General features: G+C 59.4%; 12 protein-coding genes. 3 read left to right on the top strand and 9 right to left on the bottom strand.

The annotated features are described in order from the left end of the window. The first annotated feature begins 2 nt into the window (after positions 1 to 2). The gene (locus tag N4T19_RS05875) at positions 3 to 1,337 is read left to right on the top strand and encodes a L,D-transpeptidase family protein (protein WP_165841088.1); all 1,335 of its coding nucleotides are present in this window, start codon (positions 3 to 5) and stop codon (positions 1,335 to 1,337) included. 111 nt (positions 1,338 to 1,448) lie between these two features. On the opposite strand, the gene cydX is transcribed toward N4T19_RS05875, so the two are convergent. From cydX to cydD, 5 genes are all read right to left on the bottom strand, one after another. Beyond that, the gene (cydX, locus tag N4T19_RS05870) at positions 1,449 to 1,583 is read right to left on the bottom strand and encodes a cytochrome bd-I oxidase subunit CydX (protein WP_021025677.1); all 135 of its coding nucleotides are present in this window, start codon (positions 1,581 to 1,583) and stop codon (positions 1,449 to 1,451) included. Positions 1,584 to 1,612: 29 nt separating this feature from the next. Continuing rightward, a complete protein-coding gene (gene cydB, locus N4T19_RS05865) occupies positions 1,613 to 2,767 on the bottom strand; it encodes a cytochrome d ubiquinol oxidase subunit II (protein ID WP_260719680.1) in 1,155 nt (384 codons plus the stop codon). A gap of 4 nt (positions 2,768 to 2,771) precedes the next feature. After that, positions 2,772 to 4,373, bottom strand: coding sequence for a cytochrome ubiquinol oxidase subunit I (locus tag N4T19_RS05860; protein WP_116924043.1), 1,602 nt, complete (start codon positions 4,371 to 4,373; stop codon positions 2,772 to 2,774). A gap of 90 nt (positions 4,374 to 4,463) precedes the next feature. Beyond that, the gene (locus N4T19_RS05855) at positions 4,464 to 6,185 is read right to left on the bottom strand and encodes an amino acid ABC transporter ATP-binding/permease protein (RefSeq protein ID WP_260719679.1); all 1,722 of its coding nucleotides are present in this window, start codon (positions 6,183 to 6,185) and stop codon (positions 4,464 to 4,466) included. Next, positions 6,182 to 7,912, bottom strand: coding sequence for a thiol reductant ABC exporter subunit CydD (gene cydD, locus N4T19_RS05850; RefSeq protein WP_260719678.1), 1,731 nt, complete (start codon positions 7,910 to 7,912; stop codon positions 6,182 to 6,184). Before cydD ends, N4T19_RS05855 begins: the two co-directional genes overlap by 4 nt. Positions 7,913 to 8,789: 877 nt before the next feature. Here cydD and N4T19_RS05845 point away from each other — a divergent pair. Continuing rightward, positions 8,790 to 9,350 (top strand): hypothetical protein, encoded by a 561-nt coding sequence (locus tag N4T19_RS05845; protein WP_260719677.1) that lies wholly within the window; start codon positions 8,790 to 8,792, stop codon positions 9,348 to 9,350. A 336-nt stretch (positions 9,351 to 9,686) separates the two neighbouring features. Beyond that, a complete protein-coding gene (locus N4T19_RS23335; protein WP_409935197.1) occupies positions 9,687 to 10,313 on the top strand; it encodes a LuxR C-terminal-related transcriptional regulator in 627 nt (208 codons plus the stop codon). Between the two features lie 26 nt (positions 10,314 to 10,339). Here the strand turns inward: N4T19_RS23335 and N4T19_RS05840 are convergent, their stop codons facing one another. The 4 genes from N4T19_RS05840 to N4T19_RS05825 all read right to left on the bottom strand — a co-directional run bounded on the left by N4T19_RS05840 (position 10,340) and on the right by N4T19_RS05825 (position 14,937). Next, entirely contained in the window at positions 10,340 to 11,293 is a 954-nt protein-coding gene (locus N4T19_RS05840) for an EamA family transporter (RefSeq protein WP_260719676.1), read from the bottom strand. An 842-nt stretch (positions 11,294 to 12,135) separates the two neighbouring features. After that, positions 12,136 to 12,675, bottom strand: coding sequence for a DJ-1/PfpI family protein (locus tag N4T19_RS05835; RefSeq protein ID WP_260719675.1), 540 nt, complete (start codon positions 12,673 to 12,675; stop codon positions 12,136 to 12,138). A 31-nt stretch (positions 12,676 to 12,706) separates the two neighbouring features. Then, positions 12,707 to 13,675: a UbiA prenyltransferase family protein gene (locus tag N4T19_RS05830; protein ID WP_260719674.1), complete on the bottom strand. Its 969-nt coding sequence runs from the start codon at positions 13,673 to 13,675 to the stop codon at positions 12,707 to 12,709. After that, positions 13,672 to 14,937: an ATP-grasp domain-containing protein gene (locus N4T19_RS05825; protein WP_260719673.1), complete on the bottom strand. Its 1,266-nt coding sequence runs from the start codon at positions 14,935 to 14,937 to the stop codon at positions 13,672 to 13,674. Before N4T19_RS05825 ends, N4T19_RS05830 begins: the two co-directional genes overlap by 4 nt. Positions 14,938 to 14,941: the final 4 nt, after the last annotated feature.

The raw sequence follows: 14,941 nt of genomic DNA, 5'->3' as shown, positions 1-14,941 counted from the left end.
CAATGCCTTTTTGCAAGCAGTTTTGGCGCTCGGGCGTTGGTGCAGCCGTGGTGGCCGCGGCAGGTGCGGCGCTGGCTGCTGGCTCGCCGGCCACGCCGCGCGCTGCTGCCCAGGCAAAGACGGCCGCTGCCGCCAAGGCCCGCCAGCCCGATGCCGAAGAGCGCCTGGTGCAGATCATTGCGCTGGTGCAAAACCAGCAGCTGGACCAGGCCCTCAAGGCCGCCGCCAGCCTGACGGCCGATGTGCCGCATTTTCAGGCCGCGCAGCTGGTGTATGCCGATCTGCTGCGTTTTCGCTCGGGCCAGCCCGGGGCATTGACGCCCGCTGCGGTGGCCCAGCGTGCCATGGTGCTGCCCGTTAAACATATACCCCTGCCGCAGGCCGGCGCAGCGGTGCCGCCCACGCCCGCTGCCAACGCCCAGGGCGGGCAGACCCTGGAGCAGCTCCAGGGTCTGCAGGACGAGATCCGCCGCCGCATGCAGGGCGCCCAATCGCTGCCGGCCGCCGGTCAGGTGCCTGCGGAGTTTCTGTCGCTGTCACCCTCGGTGCGCCAGGTCATCGCCATCGATGCCAGCCAGTCGCGCCTCTACCTGCTGCGCCATGACCAAGGCCAGCTGCAGCTTGTCGACAGCTTCTATGTCTCCGTCGGCAAGCTGGGGGTGGGCAAGCTCGAAGAGGGCGACCAGCGCACCCCCGAAGGCATCTACTTTATTGGCCGCCAGATTGCCGGCCAGCGCCTGCCCGAGTTCTATGGCAAGGGTGCTCTGACCCTGAACTACCCCAATGACTGGGACAAGGCCATGGGCCGCTCGGGCAGCGGCATCTGGCTGCATGGCGCGCCGCCGGACCAGTTCGCCCGCCTGCCGCAGGCCAGCGATGGCTGCGTGGTGCTGGCCAACCCCGATCTGCTTGCGCTGATGCGCACGGTGGACAAGCTCACGCCGGTGCTGATCCGCGAGAAGCTGCAGTGGGTGGCGCCAAGCGATGCCTCGCACCGCCAGAGCACTGACGCTTTCACGGCCGTGCTGCAGCAGTGGCACCAGGCCTGGATGCAGGACGACCCCCAGCGCGCCTTGCAGCTGGCCACGCCGCAATGGACGGCCTCGTCCGAAGGCCAGGCCTGGCAGACACGCATGGCCGCGCTGTTCAAGGGCCGCAGTGTGGAGCTGCAGGACATCTCTACCTACGGCTGGAAAGACGACAAGGGCGAGATTCGCGTGGCCAACCTGAAGCTCAAGAGCCGCGAACAGGCGCAGCCCTTGTCGCTGCGCCAGTACTGGCGCAAGGTGGGCAAGGACTGGCGGCTGTTCTCCGAAGATCTGCAAAACCAGGGCTGATCGCTCTTAGAACAGGTTCTTAGCCCATAGCAAAAGGCCCAAACCAAGGTTTGGGCCTTTGTGCGTTGAGAGCCGTGGCGCTGTGCCAGGCTCAGGGGCTTGTGCCGCAGCTCAGTGCTGCGAGTCCGGGTCGTCCAGCAGCTGCTGGCGCAGCTTCTGGTCTTCGGTCATCTCAAACCACATGGCGTTGAGCACCGCAAAGGCGGCGGCCAGCGGCAGGCCGAGAATCCAGGAGAAATACCACATAGTCGAATCCTTTCTGTGTGCAGCGGCGCTCAGTAAGCGTGGCCGTTGCCGTCGTTGATGTCCTTGGCATTGACCTTGCCCCAGAGGACCGAGTAGACCCAGCTGGTGTAGGCCAGGATCAGCGGCATGAAGATGAGGGTGCAGACCAGCATGATGAACAAGGTCATGTGGCTGGACGACGAATCCCAGACCGTGAGGCTAAAGCGCGGGTCCACCGACGAGGGCAGGATCATCGGGAACATCGAAGCGCCCACGGTCAGGATGATGCCGGCAATGCCCAAACCGCTGCTGATCATCGCCAGACCTTCCTTGCGGGAGCGGAGCAGCAGCGCAGCGATCAGGCAGCCAAGCACGCCGAGGATCGGCGCAGCCATCGTCCAGGGGTGCTGCTGGTAGTTCTGCATCCAGGCGCCGGGCGCGTGGGCTGCGGTCTTGAACAGCGGGTTCGACGGGCCGGTGGTGTTCAGCGCCGAGGTGATGCTGTAGCCGTCAACAAACTTCCACAGCACGATGCCGGCGAGCACGAACAGCACAGCAGTCACAACCGCCGAGATGCTGCCCACGGTGCGGGCACGGGCGGCAATGGCGCCTTCGGTCTTGATGCACAGCCAGGCCGCCCCATGCATCAGCAGCATGGTGACGGAGATGAGGCCTGCGAGGATCGCGAAGGGGTTGAGCAGGCCAAAGAAGCTGCCGTCGTAGTGGATATAGAGCTCAGGCGTCAGGCGGAAGGGTACGCCCTGGAGCACATTGCCCATGGCCACGCCGCAGATCAGCGCGGGGATAAAGCTGCCGGCAAACAGCGCCCAGTCCCAGCGGCTGCGCCAGGCGGGGGACTCGTTCTTGCTGCGGTACTTGAAGGCGACCGGGCGCAGGATCAGACCGATCAGGATCACGAACATGGCCAGGTAAAAGCCCGAGAAGGACACCGCATAGAGCTGCGGCCAGGCGGCAAAGATGGCGCCACCGCCCAGCACCAGCCAGACCTGGTTGCCTTCCCAGGTGGGGCCCACGGCATTGATGATGACGCGGCGCTCCAGGTCGTTCTTGCCCAGGAAGGGCAGGAGCATGCCGGTGCCCAGGTCAAAGCCATCCATCACGGCAAAGCCGATCAGCAGCACGCCCAGCAGGACCCACCAGATGACACGCAGGGTGTCGTAGTTCAAAAGTGTATGCAAGATCATGGTGTTACTTTCCCGAATAGGTGGGTTGCGCCGTGGCGATCGAGGCATAGCTCAGCGGCTGCGGATCGCGCTGCTCGGGCTCGAGCTCGGGGCCCTTTTGGATGGCCTTGAGCATCAGCTTCATCTCGATGATCAGCAGCACCGTGTACAGCGCCACAAAGCCCAGGATCGTGATCAGCAAGGTGGTGACGCCCAGGTTGGACGCGGCCACAGCGGTGGGCAGCACGCCTTCGATGATCCAGGGCTGGCGGCCAAACTCGGCGACGAACCAGCCGCACTCGATCGCAACCCAGGGCAGCGGAATGGACCATACCGCCACCCACAGCAGCCAGCGGCGGTTTTCCAGCTGGTGGCGCGAGGCGAGGTAGAAGAATGCAGCCGTCAGCACGATGAAGAACATGCCCAGCGCGACCATGATGCGGAAGGTCCAGAACAGCGGAGCCACCTGCGGAACCGTGTCCCAGGCCGCCTTGGCGATCTGTGCGTCGCTGGCCTGGCGCGGGTCATCGACATAGCGCTTGAGCAGCAAGGCATAGCCCAGCGACTTGCCATTGGCCTCGAACTGCTCCTTGAGCTCGGGCGAGATCGTGGTCGTCGAGCCGGCATCGCGGATTTTCTCCAGCGCGTCATAGGCCTTGATACCGTCGCGGATCAGCACCTCGGCGTGCTTGACCAGGTCGTTGATGCCCTGCAGCTCGGTATCGAGCGAGCGCGTGCCGATCAGGCCCATCGCCCATGGGATATGGATCGCGTAATGGGTCTCGCGCGCCTCTTGGTCAGGAAAGCCGATGGCGGTGAAGGCGGCCGGCGCGGGCTCGGTCTCCCACATCGCTTCAATCGCTGCGAGCTTCATCTTCTGGTGCTCGCCCGACAGGTAGCCGGACTCATCACCCAGCACCACGACTGACAGTGAGCCGGCCAGGCCAAAGGCCGCAGCCACCGTCATCGAGCGCTTGGCCAGCGCCACATGGCGGCCCTTGAGCAGGTACCAGGCCGACACGCCCAGCACAAAGATGGCTGCGCAGACATAACCGGCAGAGACGGTGTGCACAAACTTGGCCTGCGCCACAGGGTTGGTCAGCACGGCGGCGAAGTCATTGACTTCCATGCGCATGGTCTGCGGGTTGAAGACGGCGCCCACGGGGTTCTGCATCCAGCCATTGGCGATCAGAATCCACAGCGCCGACAGATTGGTGCCCAGGGCCGTGAGCCAGGTGACGATCAAGTGCTTGACCGGCGAGAGCTTGTCCCAGCCAAAGAAGAACAGACCGACAAAGGTCGCCTCCAGGAAGAAGGCCATCAGCCCTTCGATGGCCAGCGGGGCGCCAAAGATGTCGCCCACATAGTGGCTGTAGTAGCTCCAGTTCATGCCGAACTGGAACTCCATCACCAGACCGGTCGCCACGCCGATGGCGAAGTTGATGCCAAAGAGCACGCCCCAGAACTTGGTCATCTGGCGCCAGATGACACGCCGCGTCATCACATAGACCGTCTCCATGATGGCGATCAGCATGGACAGCCCCAGGGTCAGGGGAACGAAGAGAAAGTGGTACAGGGCTGTGAGTGCAAACTGCAATCTTGATAGCCCGACGATGTCGAGATCCATGAACTGGTCCTTCCGTGTTGTAAGTGCTCGATCTGGTAGAAAAACTACGTGGGTTCCAAACTGACGAATACCTGTGTTGCGTGAACCGGGCTAGCCAGGCCGCAATCGCTGCAACAGCGCTTCAAACTCCGCCGTGCCCTTGCGCGCTTGTGCCATGCTTTCTTGCAAGGGGGCGATCCAGACAATGCGGTCGGCGTGGCGCGCCTCGCGCTGCAAATGGCTGGCCATCACGATGGCGCCCTGGCCGCTGGCGGCCCGCTTTGCATGCCATTGCGCAATCGCATGCATCACCTGGGCGGCGGTCTGGCGGTCCAGGCCTTCGGTGGGTTCGTCCAGCAAGCCCAAGGGCGCTGGGTGCAGCAGCAGGCGGGCCAGCGCCAGGCGGCGCGATTCGCCCCCCGACAGGCCCGCGCCCTGGCTGCCCAGGGGCGTGTTCAGTTGCCCCGGCAGGGCGCCGATGACATCGGCCAGGCCTGCCGTTTGCAGTGCGGCCCACAGCTCGGCATCGCTGGCGTCAGGCCGGCCCAGGCGCAGGTTGGCGGCCACGCTGGCCTGGAACAGCTCCGTGCGCTGGGGCAGGCTGGCGCATGGCTTGCGCAGCACCTGGCCGGCACTGGGTGCCAGGTCGCCGGCGATCAGCGCCATCAAACTGGATTTGCCCGCGCCGCTGGGCCCTGCCAGCACCAGCCATTCGCCATCGGCCACTTGCAGATCGATCTGCTGCAGCAAGGCGCGGGCGCTGCCCGGGTGTTGCAGGCCCACGGCCTGCATGTCGACGGCCAGGCCGGCTGCCGGTGCGCGGTTGTCTGTGGCGGCGGTGTGGGCCGGCGTATCGAGCAGCGGGGCAATACGGCGCGCAGCGAGCAAGGTGCGGCCCGCCTCCATCGCACCACGGCGGATGTGGACGAGGGGCTCCAGCGCCGCGAGCAGCAGCAAGGTGGCCAGCGCGGCAATGGGTGCCCCAATCTCGCCCTTCTGCGCCAGCCAGGCCGCGCAAAGCAGCGCAGCAGCGGTGGCGCAGTGGCCCAGCATCGCCATCGCAACGGCCAGCTGCGATTCCAGCCGGTTGAGGCGGATATCGGCAGCCCACTGCTGGCGCTCTGCCGCAGCAATGCGGGCCATCTGGCGCTGCAGGCTGCCAGCCATCACCAGCTCGGTCTGCGCGCCCACCGCATCAATCACCTGGGCCCGCAGTTGCTCGCCGGCAAAACTGCGGCGCAGCGCGGTCATAAAGCCCTGGCGCACACACCAGGCCACGCAGGCCAGGCCACCGGCCAGCACCATGGCGCCCACCAGCAGGCCGCTTTGCCAGTTCAAGAAGATCGTTAAAGCCAATGCAGTCACGCAGGCGCTGATGAGCAGCGATACGGCGGGGGTGAGCAGGCGCAGGTAGACGGCATCCAGCGCATCGATGTCGGCGGTGAGGCGGTGCAGCAGGCGGGCAGGGCGCTGGCGCAGAGCCAATGCGGTATCTGCGGCGGCCAAGCGCGAGAACAGCTGCACCCGCAGGGCGGCCAGCACGCGCAACGTTGCATCGTGGGTGACGACCCGGTCGCTGTAGCGCGCGCCGGTGCGCAGCATCGAGAAAAAGCGCACGCCCGCGCCGGGCGCAAACACATCAAACACCACGGCCGTGGCGGTAGAAAGACCCGCCACATAGGCCGCGGTGAGGAACCAGCCCGACAAGCCCAGCAGCGCCATGCCGGCGCACACGGTGATCGCAGCGAGCAGACTGCCCAGCAGCATGCGCCGGCGGTAGGGCGATTGCGCAAACAGCTGGACGATGGTGCGCAGCGCGTTCCAGGCCTTCATGCGATGCTCCTCATGGCGGCGGGCAGGCCAGCGGCAATGGGCGGCTGGCTGCAATCGAGCGACAGCACCCGGTCCATGCAGGCGGCCAGAAGCGGATCATGGGTGGCCACCACCAAGGTCGCGCCGCGCGCTGCCAAGGCCAGCAGGCCCTGGCGCACAAACTGGGCGGTCTCGGCATCCAGATGGGCCGTGGGCTCATCGGCCAGCACCAGGCGGCAGCCAGGCGTGGCGGCTGCGCGTGCCAGGGTCAGGCGCAAGGCCTCGCCACCCGACAGGCCCAGGCCCCCGTCGCCCACCACGGCATTGCCGCGCAAGGCCAACACGGGGCCCAGGGCCGCGCTCTGCACCGCTTGCTGCAGTGCGGCCTCGTCGATATCTCGGCCCAGGCGAATGTTGTCCACCAGGCTGGCGGCCAGCACATGGGGCTTTTGCGCCACCCAGGCCATGCCGCTGCGCAGGCCGGCGGCGTGGGCTGCATCCATGGGTCGTCCATCGATGTGGATGCTGCCTGCGCTGGGCGCTGCCAGGCCCGCGATCAGCGCCATCACCGTGGATTTGCCGCTGCCGCTTTCGCCCCACAGCGCAACGCGCTCGCCAGCGGCAATCTCGGCGCTGAAGGCCTTGACCACCAAGGGGCTGTCGGCACTGTATTGAAAGCTGAGGTCTCGGATCGTCAGCGCGGCAGCCGCTGCGGTGTTGGCGCTGGCCGCGCGGTCCTGGTCGCTATCGCCACCACCCACCATCTGCGGGCCAGGCTGCTGCAGCGCTTGCAGTGCCTGCTCGGCCGCCACACCTGAGGCCTTGTCATGCCACACGGCCGATAGCTCGCGCAGCGGCTCAAAAAATGCCGGGGCCAGCAGCAGCACAAACATGGCCTGCGCCAAGCCCAAGGTACCGCCCCAGCTGCCAAACGGGATCTGGCCCAGCAGATGGAACCCGACATACACAGCGACCAGGGCCACGCCCAGCGCGGAGAAAAGCTCCAGCACTGCAGAGGACAGAAATGCAATCTTGAGCACGGCCATGGTGTTGGCGCGCAGCTGCTCTGCCGCACCGGCCAGCTGTTGCGCAACTTGCCCGACCGCACCCAGACCGCGAATACTGGCCAGGCCCTGCAGGCGATCGAGCAAAAACTGGTTCAGGTTGCCGACATCCTGCAAATGTTTTTTGCTGGCCGCCTCGGCCCGCCAGCCCACCAGCGCCATAAAGATGGGGATCAAGGGCGCAGCCACCAGCAGCACCAGGCCCGCCACCCAGGACAGGCTGAACACACAGACGAGGATGACCAGCGGCACCACCATGACCTTGGTGCGCGCTGTCGTGTAGCGAGCCCAGTAGGGCGTGATGTGGTCGGCCTGCTCGCTGAGCACACTGGCCGCCAGCCCGGCCGATGGGCGATGCGGGTGCAGGGGCGAGTGCAGCGCCAATGCCTGCAAGGCCTGCAGCCGCAGCTGCTGCGTGTGGGCGCGCGCTGCGGCAAAAGCGCGGCGCAGGCCATAGCCATCGACCAGGGCCCGCAGCAAGCCCAAGGCCAGGAACAGGGCGCAAGCCTTGGCCAATGTCGACCAAGCCGCTTGCTGGTGGATCGCCTCAATTCCCCAGGCAATCACTGCCGCCTGCGGCAACCACAGCAAGGCTGCCAGCACCTGCCACCACGCGCCCTTCGCAGAGGGGCGCGTTGCCACAGCAGGGCTGATGGCGGAGGAGGTGGCGCGGTTGGATGGCATGGGGTAAGTTTTTAGTTTTCAGAAATTCTTGAAACTATTGTATATCCAAGATGCTCATTAATTCAATTTATCGAATAGCTGATACGAACTGCCTTCGATGAAGGTGTGGCACTTGTCTGTCAGCGCAACGGCGCAGATTGCTACGAAATTAAGAGCGCTAAAGGCTCTAAAAAACTAGATGAAGCAGAAATTGCTGCAGTCTAAAGAGCCTTCAGTCCTGGCTGCAGCACGGTGTTTCGGGCCCGCTTTGCCAAGAGCTTGAGCCGATTGTGTTGCCTAGAGTGTGAACAGAGCTTGCTGTAAGTCAAGAACAGCGCGGGTTCTCCCTAGGGGATGGGCTGGGAGAGATGGGGCGTTGTTGGGGGGCGACTGGAATCGTCGCTAACCGACAAAACCAGGGAGACAGGTCTGGGTGCGCGCAGCGTGAAGTCTGCCCGCTCAGGATTGAGTGAGGATGGCTCCAGATGGCAGTGACCGTTGCTTCTGGACCAAGTGGGAGAAGTATCCCAAGCTTTGAGAGTTGCTAGTTCTAGAAAAGCAGGCGGCTTTGTATGGCAGAGCAAGTTGAAGCCAAGTAGCTCAATGACGTGCGTCTTGCCGTAATACCAAGCGCAATTTCAAGGTTCTCTCGCCGCGAGATTGGATACAGATGGGTGCTCGTCTCTTTAGCGGATATCCGACGCTGTCCAAATTCTTGCAATTTGTTGTCAAACAGATTATTTGGATAGAAATATTTAGCAGACTAATGATTATCTCGAATTGTCGGAATTTATGAATGAATTAGACTTTTAGAGTTTGCTGGCTTTGGTGTAGATTTGCTCGATGCCAAGGTTTGCAAAAAATCTCAGCTGCTTAATTTTGAGAGGATAAGAAATTGGTGTATTTTAAAATTCCAGGTCCACTCGGCGTGCGTGAGCATAGTAATAACCACGATGGGTCGTTCAGCAATAAATTCTTCCACAATGGCGTTCATCAATCTCCTAGTCAGGGCTCTGATGGTGCAGTGGGGGACCTATATTTTCCGACGCCGTTAGCTCACAAGATAGCAAATTCTGATATTTCTGCTGGATTAATGTGTGAACAGCTGAGTGAAGCAGAATTTTCAGTGCTGGTGATGGCTCTTTGCCAAGATGCAATTGCCTTGGCGGAGCAAAGGCAGGCAGAACTTCAACACTGGGATACTGCGGCCAAAAAGCGTACATGGATTTGGTTTAATTCTTCAAGCGATGAGCTCAGAGACTTTTTGCTAAAGGGTATTGCTGCAACCATTGTGAGCTTACGAGCGCTAAGGGCGAAAGATTTCGTTCAGTATTCCGAGGGGAATATAAAGCTGGGTGCGTGCCACGGATCGGTAGTTGATCCTGATGTCGCAGCATCGGTTTACCCAGTGGATATTGCCAACAAGAGATTTATGATTGCGCAAAATTTTGTGGTCTGAGCAGAGATAAAAGAAACCCATATACCGGAGAGATCGGGGATGGAGATAGTCAACTGTTGACTCTCGTTCATGAGGTCACCCATTTCAAAGACGTGTTTGGCTCCAATGATAATTTTTATAGTACCTCAAGACCGCCCAGACTTTCCCTAGGGCACAGAAATCAGATAGATCTTGGGAAACCCGGGGCAGTTCAATTACGGTTGTTACTACCCCGCACAAATGGAGCGGGCGTCAGCTGTTTTGAACATGCAAGGGCCTCGAGAAAAAACTAAGAGAAAGGAGACCTAGTTGGTGCCTGTGACGAGAATCGCCTCGACAGACGAGGTTCTGGCGACGATGTTGGCAAAGTGGGAGACTGCAGAATCTACAGGATTTCAGAATCCATATCTTTCGGTGTTGAACCTAGTAGAGACGCTTGGATGTCAGTACGCTGTTTATCAGCGTCGGCGGCCAGTTCCGCTGGCAGAACCTCGCTATGAGACAATTCACAATTTACCGGCCGGTCTAATTGAGCTCTGCAATATACCAACTGCAGACAATTGCGCTCTCGGAATTAAATTCTGGGAGTACCAACAGAAGGAGACTAGTAATTACTATTGGGGGTGGACCGTAAGGTTAGGGCCCACTTCTGGGGGCGACGCTTCGTTAGCGGGTATTTCGGATCGGTCGCTCTCAGTTGACGACTCTAGACGAGCACTCATAGTTTGCACGGCCTATTTGGCCAACGTGCTTTTTTCAAGAGCGACAAAGAGTGCCGCTCATGCCACCTACAAGCTATCGCGAAGAGAAGTCGAGGTTCTGAGATGGTCGGGAGATGGCAAGTCATCAGCCGAGATAGCAAGCCTGCTGTCTGTTTCAGAGAACACGATCAATTTCCACCAAAAGAGCGTCAAGGAAAAGTTGTCTTGCAGTACTAAGACCAGTTCTGCCGTTTACGCGGCGATGCTGGGCTTGCTCTCGTAAAGAGGGCCGCCCTACTGGATTGCGGTCTAGTATTCAGACTGCTCTCGAGCCGGGGCGAGGGCAGACTTCGTGTTTGTTGGCTGCGGTTTCTGTCCGATAGAAAAGTAGGTACCTGCAAGCAGGATAGCCGTAGTCAGGACCGTACAAACCAACGAAAGATACGAGAACAACAGTTCCTCATTGAAGCTTTGCACCGTGAAAAAGATTAGTGGCGCGAGCCCGATAAGGAATGCAACAGTCATTGGCTTGAGACGCTGAATACCAAGTTGTAAGCAGTAGATTGGAATCAGATTCCCTACCACGGCGACGAAGACGATGGCAGGCCACATTGTCTCGATTTGCTGCAGAAGAAGCGGCTTGTCTACCAACAGGAAGCTCGCGATTATTAGCAGAGAGAATCTGTACGCCATGATCTGGCTTGGCTGAACACCTTCATTGTTGAGCTTCTTGGAGGCGACATTTGTGATGGACATCGCTATCCCGCAGATAGCGGACATAACAAGTCCGATTATGTAGCTGCTGACTCCCCCATCCGGCCGGCCGGATTGGCCGCCAAAGATGGTCGCAGCGGTGATAAACATGGCTACGCACAGTGCAATGCTGGTCAGAACTTCCGCGCGACTAGCAATACGCCGGCGAGTGAAGAGATATTCGATACTCAAGGTTGCAAGGGGAAGGATTGAGTTGATGAAAGCGGACGACAGTGCAGGCTCAATATACTTGACTGCGAAGAAGAAGCTGGACCAACTCGCCGCTGTCGTGATGTTCAGCAAAAGTAGCGATCCCCACGCCTGCTTTGGGATTCGATTTGAGCCTCCTCGGACCATCTGTACCACAAATGTGATGGCGATGATTGTGAAGACACAAAACAGCATAACGATGGTGTCGGCGCGATGCAGAAAGGATGCAAGAAAAACGGCACTGACCGCTTGAAGGATATTGAATGTCATTACCAATCCGATCCCGAGTGCCGTATGCATCGTCGTTCCCTTCCCTGTTTGATATGCCCACTCTACCAATTGTTTCGTGTCGGTTCAATCGACGGCTAAGACGATATCACCGCAACGATGGATGAAGCATGCCACCTGGATATGCGTCTGCCGATACTCTTCGAGTCGAGGCAGTCCCCGACGCCAATGAGGCAATATGCCTCCACGTCCATTGCCCCACCTTTCAGCACACAGACAAGATGGTCTTTCGGTGGCGCAGGAGCGGAGGGGTCACCTGGTCTGTAGATAGAGACCTTCGACCTACCGACGATCTGTTCCCAGACACTGCCGGGCGGAGGTTCTGAGAGCGTCCTGTGGCCGGATGGCATTGATTGCGTACTCTCAGGCCCTTCGTAGCCCAGCCGTTGTCGGCCGTACGTGTCCTTTAGCCTCACGAGATCGTACTTGTCCACTGGCGCCTCGACCTCAAGCAGGATGGCACCATCTGCTCCAGCTTCGGATTGGTGGAAAGCCTTCATACCGATCCGCGCCCCCTGACCTGAAAAGCGATCGGCCTCGGACGAAAGGGTCCGGCATTTGATCGAGCCATCTAGGACAATTAGTGTGGTGGTCTTCCTAACGTGGCAATGCATGGATGTCATCTGCCCAGGTCTAAGGTGCAGCAGCCACATCGCACTACTTCCGCTGAGATAGAACGGATATTCGTATCCCCAAGGCTTGGACACAACGCGATCAGAGAAGTCGAATTGTGCCGGGGGTGGTGTCACCGCCTCCAATGTTGCTAACTTGAGGGCTTTGCGGTCAAGTGCACTTGCCCGATGCTCCAGCATCGTTGGAACGAGAGTCAATCTCTTCATCGTCGAGCTCCATTCTCAAGTGAGGTCGTCTGTCTGGCGCGCGTCAATCTCCCCCAACGTGGCGCGCATCCAGTCACCTAAGTACTTGTAGTGAGGACTTGTCACGATTCGATCGTCTACGACCGAAGGAGCGTTCACAAACTCTCCCCCGGCGTTGCGTATGTCATCCTCAATGCTGTAATACCCGGAAATCCGCTTCCCCGTAACGAGACCAGCTGAAATGAGAAGCTGAGCGCCATGACAGATACAAGCGATAGTGCCGCCTCCGTCGTAGTACTTAGAGATGAAGTTCAGGAGCTCATGGTCCTGCCGCATGTATTCCATTGCCTTCGCTCCGCCTGGAATGACAAGCAAGTTGTAGTTAGCGGCATCAAGCTCAGGGAAGTCATGCGTTGGTTCGATCCGGCATCCCATGCTCCCGTAAACGGTTTCCTTCCCGCGCACAGCAACATCGACTTCAAACTCAGCTTCTTTCAGTCGGTAGTATGGATAGATGTATTCGTGATCTTGTACCAGCTTCCCCGCAACGATGATGGAATGCCGCTTCGTTTTCATAAAAAACTCCTTGATTATTTCGACGCATGTTTTAGGAAATCACCGGAACAACGGACTTGAAGAGCGAACCGCCCACGACCGCTAGGCCAGCGAGGTACCAATAGACACCAACGTAGTTGGTCAGCTGCGCCCGTGCTCTTGTGGGTCCGATTAGAAAGAGGGTGCAGCCAAAAAGAGTCCAAATCCCCGCCGCTGTGACAATCCATTGGGAGATAGAGGGCAGGCCTGCCGTTCGGCAGAACGCGAAGTAGGCTACCGCGCTGATAGAGACGAAGACGATTACGCCAGCGGTAGCAGTTCGCCAACCAAGCACACGGGAGTATGTTTTGAGAGATGTTTCGTCTGCGGGGATGCGGATCTTGTAGGAAAACTCAAAGGCAGCCACGGTCATCCAAAGTCCCAGGAGCAGGTATAAAGCGGGCGTCGTCTGCGGCCAGCCAAACTCCGCCACAAAAACGCCTGCCGTGTATAGCTGGATCGCGAGTACGTTAGGGATGTGTGTAAAGAAGACGATGATGATGTTGTCCTTCATTCCCGGCCAGAAGAACCACTTGTATGCCAATGTCAAGTAGCCGAATCCGATGAGCAACGCGACCAATAGTGCTGAGTTGAGGAACGCGATGTTGATCGCTACGACGAAGATGGTGAGCCACCAGCGAAACGCGGCGATATCGGCAAGTTTTACTTTCCCCGTTACGAGAGGCCGGTTCATGAATCTCGGATCGCCGGCACGGGCGAGCGCCAGATCAGATTCGGCGTCCTTGAGCTCGTCATAGACCCTGATAAAGAGCCAGAGGACCTGGACCGTGATAGCGCCTACCAAGCTCATCCACGTGAATGTCAACGGCATTCCCTGTAACGCCTGTAGGCCGAAATAGATCACTGCAAAGTTCAAAAGATTTATCGGAATGCGTAGGCGTAGTGGGAACATCTCATTGACGTAGTCCGCTAGGCGACCGATCCTGGATGGGCGAACCATCACCGTTTGTTGTTCGTTCATTCCTTCTCCTTCTTGACTTCGTAAAAGCCATTAGCCTCGAGCTCACGAATCACGCTCATTTCGTGTAGCAACACGTCCCTGTTCGCATGAATCAGGTCGATCTTTCCCGGATGACTGAAGAAGTTGGTCGTCCGTTCAATCCGTCCTCCGGGATGAACTCCCAGTTGTATAGAGTGAAATGAGTGCAGGCGATGCACATCTTTCAGAAGCGGTAGTCGATCGAGCTGCCCACTTGTCCCGGAGACGAGCAACACGCGCAGTGCATGGTTGCGTAGCTTGTAGGGTTCGCTAGCACTGGCCTTGAAGACAGCCGGACTCACAATGGATTCGACCAACGCATCAATCTGGCTCCGGCCAATGGCGGCCTTACATAGCACCGGTACGAACCCGCCGCAGATGCGGGCACCTACCTCAATGAGGACTGGCGCTCCTTTCGCCATAATGATTTCGCAGTGAGCTGCGCCATGACGGATGCCAAGCGCGTCCAAAACATGCTTTGCATACTGCGTAAGTAGCGCTTGTGTTTCCCCTTCGGCGGGAAGTAGCCACGCGTGGTCGTACACGAACGAGGCGCCATTGAAGCTTAGGCGCTTGCCGTACTCCCAGATATCCGTAATCTGATGCACTCCGTCGCTGCTGACGGTGTCGACGATGTACTCCACACCCGATGTATAGGGCTGGACCACAAGCGCTTCGTTCACCAGCAAAAGGATGTTTTTCTTGCCAACAAGGGCGGAGAAAGCTTCATGGAGTGCGTCTGCGTTATCGCAAAGCGTTACTCCGTCGGTACCCCCGCTCTTTGGAGGTTTCACCACGACGGGGAAGCCGATGCCACCATGGATCCACGACAGTGCATGCGCGACATCCCTTGTGAGGAGGGTAGGGATCGAGCGCAAGCCAGCGCCACGAACGGCCATGGCCATTTGATACTTATCGCGGCGAGCACTTGCAAGAGCCGGGTGATTACAAGGCACGCCAATCGCTGCCGCCAACGCGTCGGCGAGTTCTACCCCGGACTCGACGCCGGGCACGACGGCTATTACTTCGAATGTGGACAGGAACGCGACAGTTTCTTGAAGATTTCCGTCGTGGACGACCGTGGCCATGTACTCATGCGCGTGGTATCCTCCAGCCCCAGTCATGATCCTTGGCGGATTCGCGGAACTCTGAACGTGTACACATCGAAATCCGCTCCTGTTGAACTCCTGGGCGATAAGCACTCCTGTAGAGCACCCGTCCACTATAGCTATAACCTTATTCAATTGT

The organism is Comamonas squillarum, assembly GCF_025309455.1.
In the GTDB taxonomy this organism is placed as follows: domain Bacteria; phylum Pseudomonadota; class Gammaproteobacteria; order Burkholderiales; family Burkholderiaceae_C; genus Comamonas; species Comamonas squillarum.
This window is presented reverse-complemented; position numbering and strand designations above follow the sequence as displayed.

Coding starts and splice junctions, on each gene's coding strand:
- N4T19_RS05875 (WP_165841088.1), top strand. CDS start 3: ATGCCTTTTTGCAAGCAGTTTTGGCGCTCGGGCGTTGGTGCAGCCGTG.
- cydX (WP_021025677.1), bottom strand. CDS start 1,583: ATGTGGTATTTCTCCTGGATTCTCGGCCTGCCGCTGGCCGCCGCCTTT.
- cydB (WP_260719680.1), bottom strand. CDS start 2,767: ATGATCTTGCATACACTTTTGAACTACGACACCCTGCGTGTCATCTGG.
- N4T19_RS05860 (WP_116924043.1), bottom strand. CDS start 4,373: ATGGATCTCGACATCGTCGGGCTATCAAGATTGCAGTTTGCACTCACA.
- N4T19_RS05855 (WP_260719679.1), bottom strand. CDS start 6,185: ATGAAGGCCTGGAACGCGCTGCGCACCATCGTCCAGCTGTTTGCGCAA.
- cydD (WP_260719678.1), bottom strand. CDS start 7,912: ATGCCATCCAACCGCGCCACCTCCTCCGCCATCAGCCCTGCTGTGGCA.
- N4T19_RS23335 (WP_409935197.1), top strand. CDS start 9,687: ATGTTGGCAAAGTGGGAGACTGCAGAATCTACAGGATTTCAGAATCCA.
- N4T19_RS05840 (WP_260719676.1), bottom strand. CDS start 11,293: ATGCATACGGCACTCGGGATCGGATTGGTAATGACATTCAATATCCTT.
- N4T19_RS05835 (WP_260719675.1), bottom strand. CDS start 12,675: ATGAAAACGAAGCGGCATTCCATCATCGTTGCGGGGAAGCTGGTACAA.
- N4T19_RS05830 (WP_260719674.1), bottom strand. CDS start 13,675: ATGAACGAACAACAAACGGTGATGGTTCGCCCATCCAGGATCGGTCGC.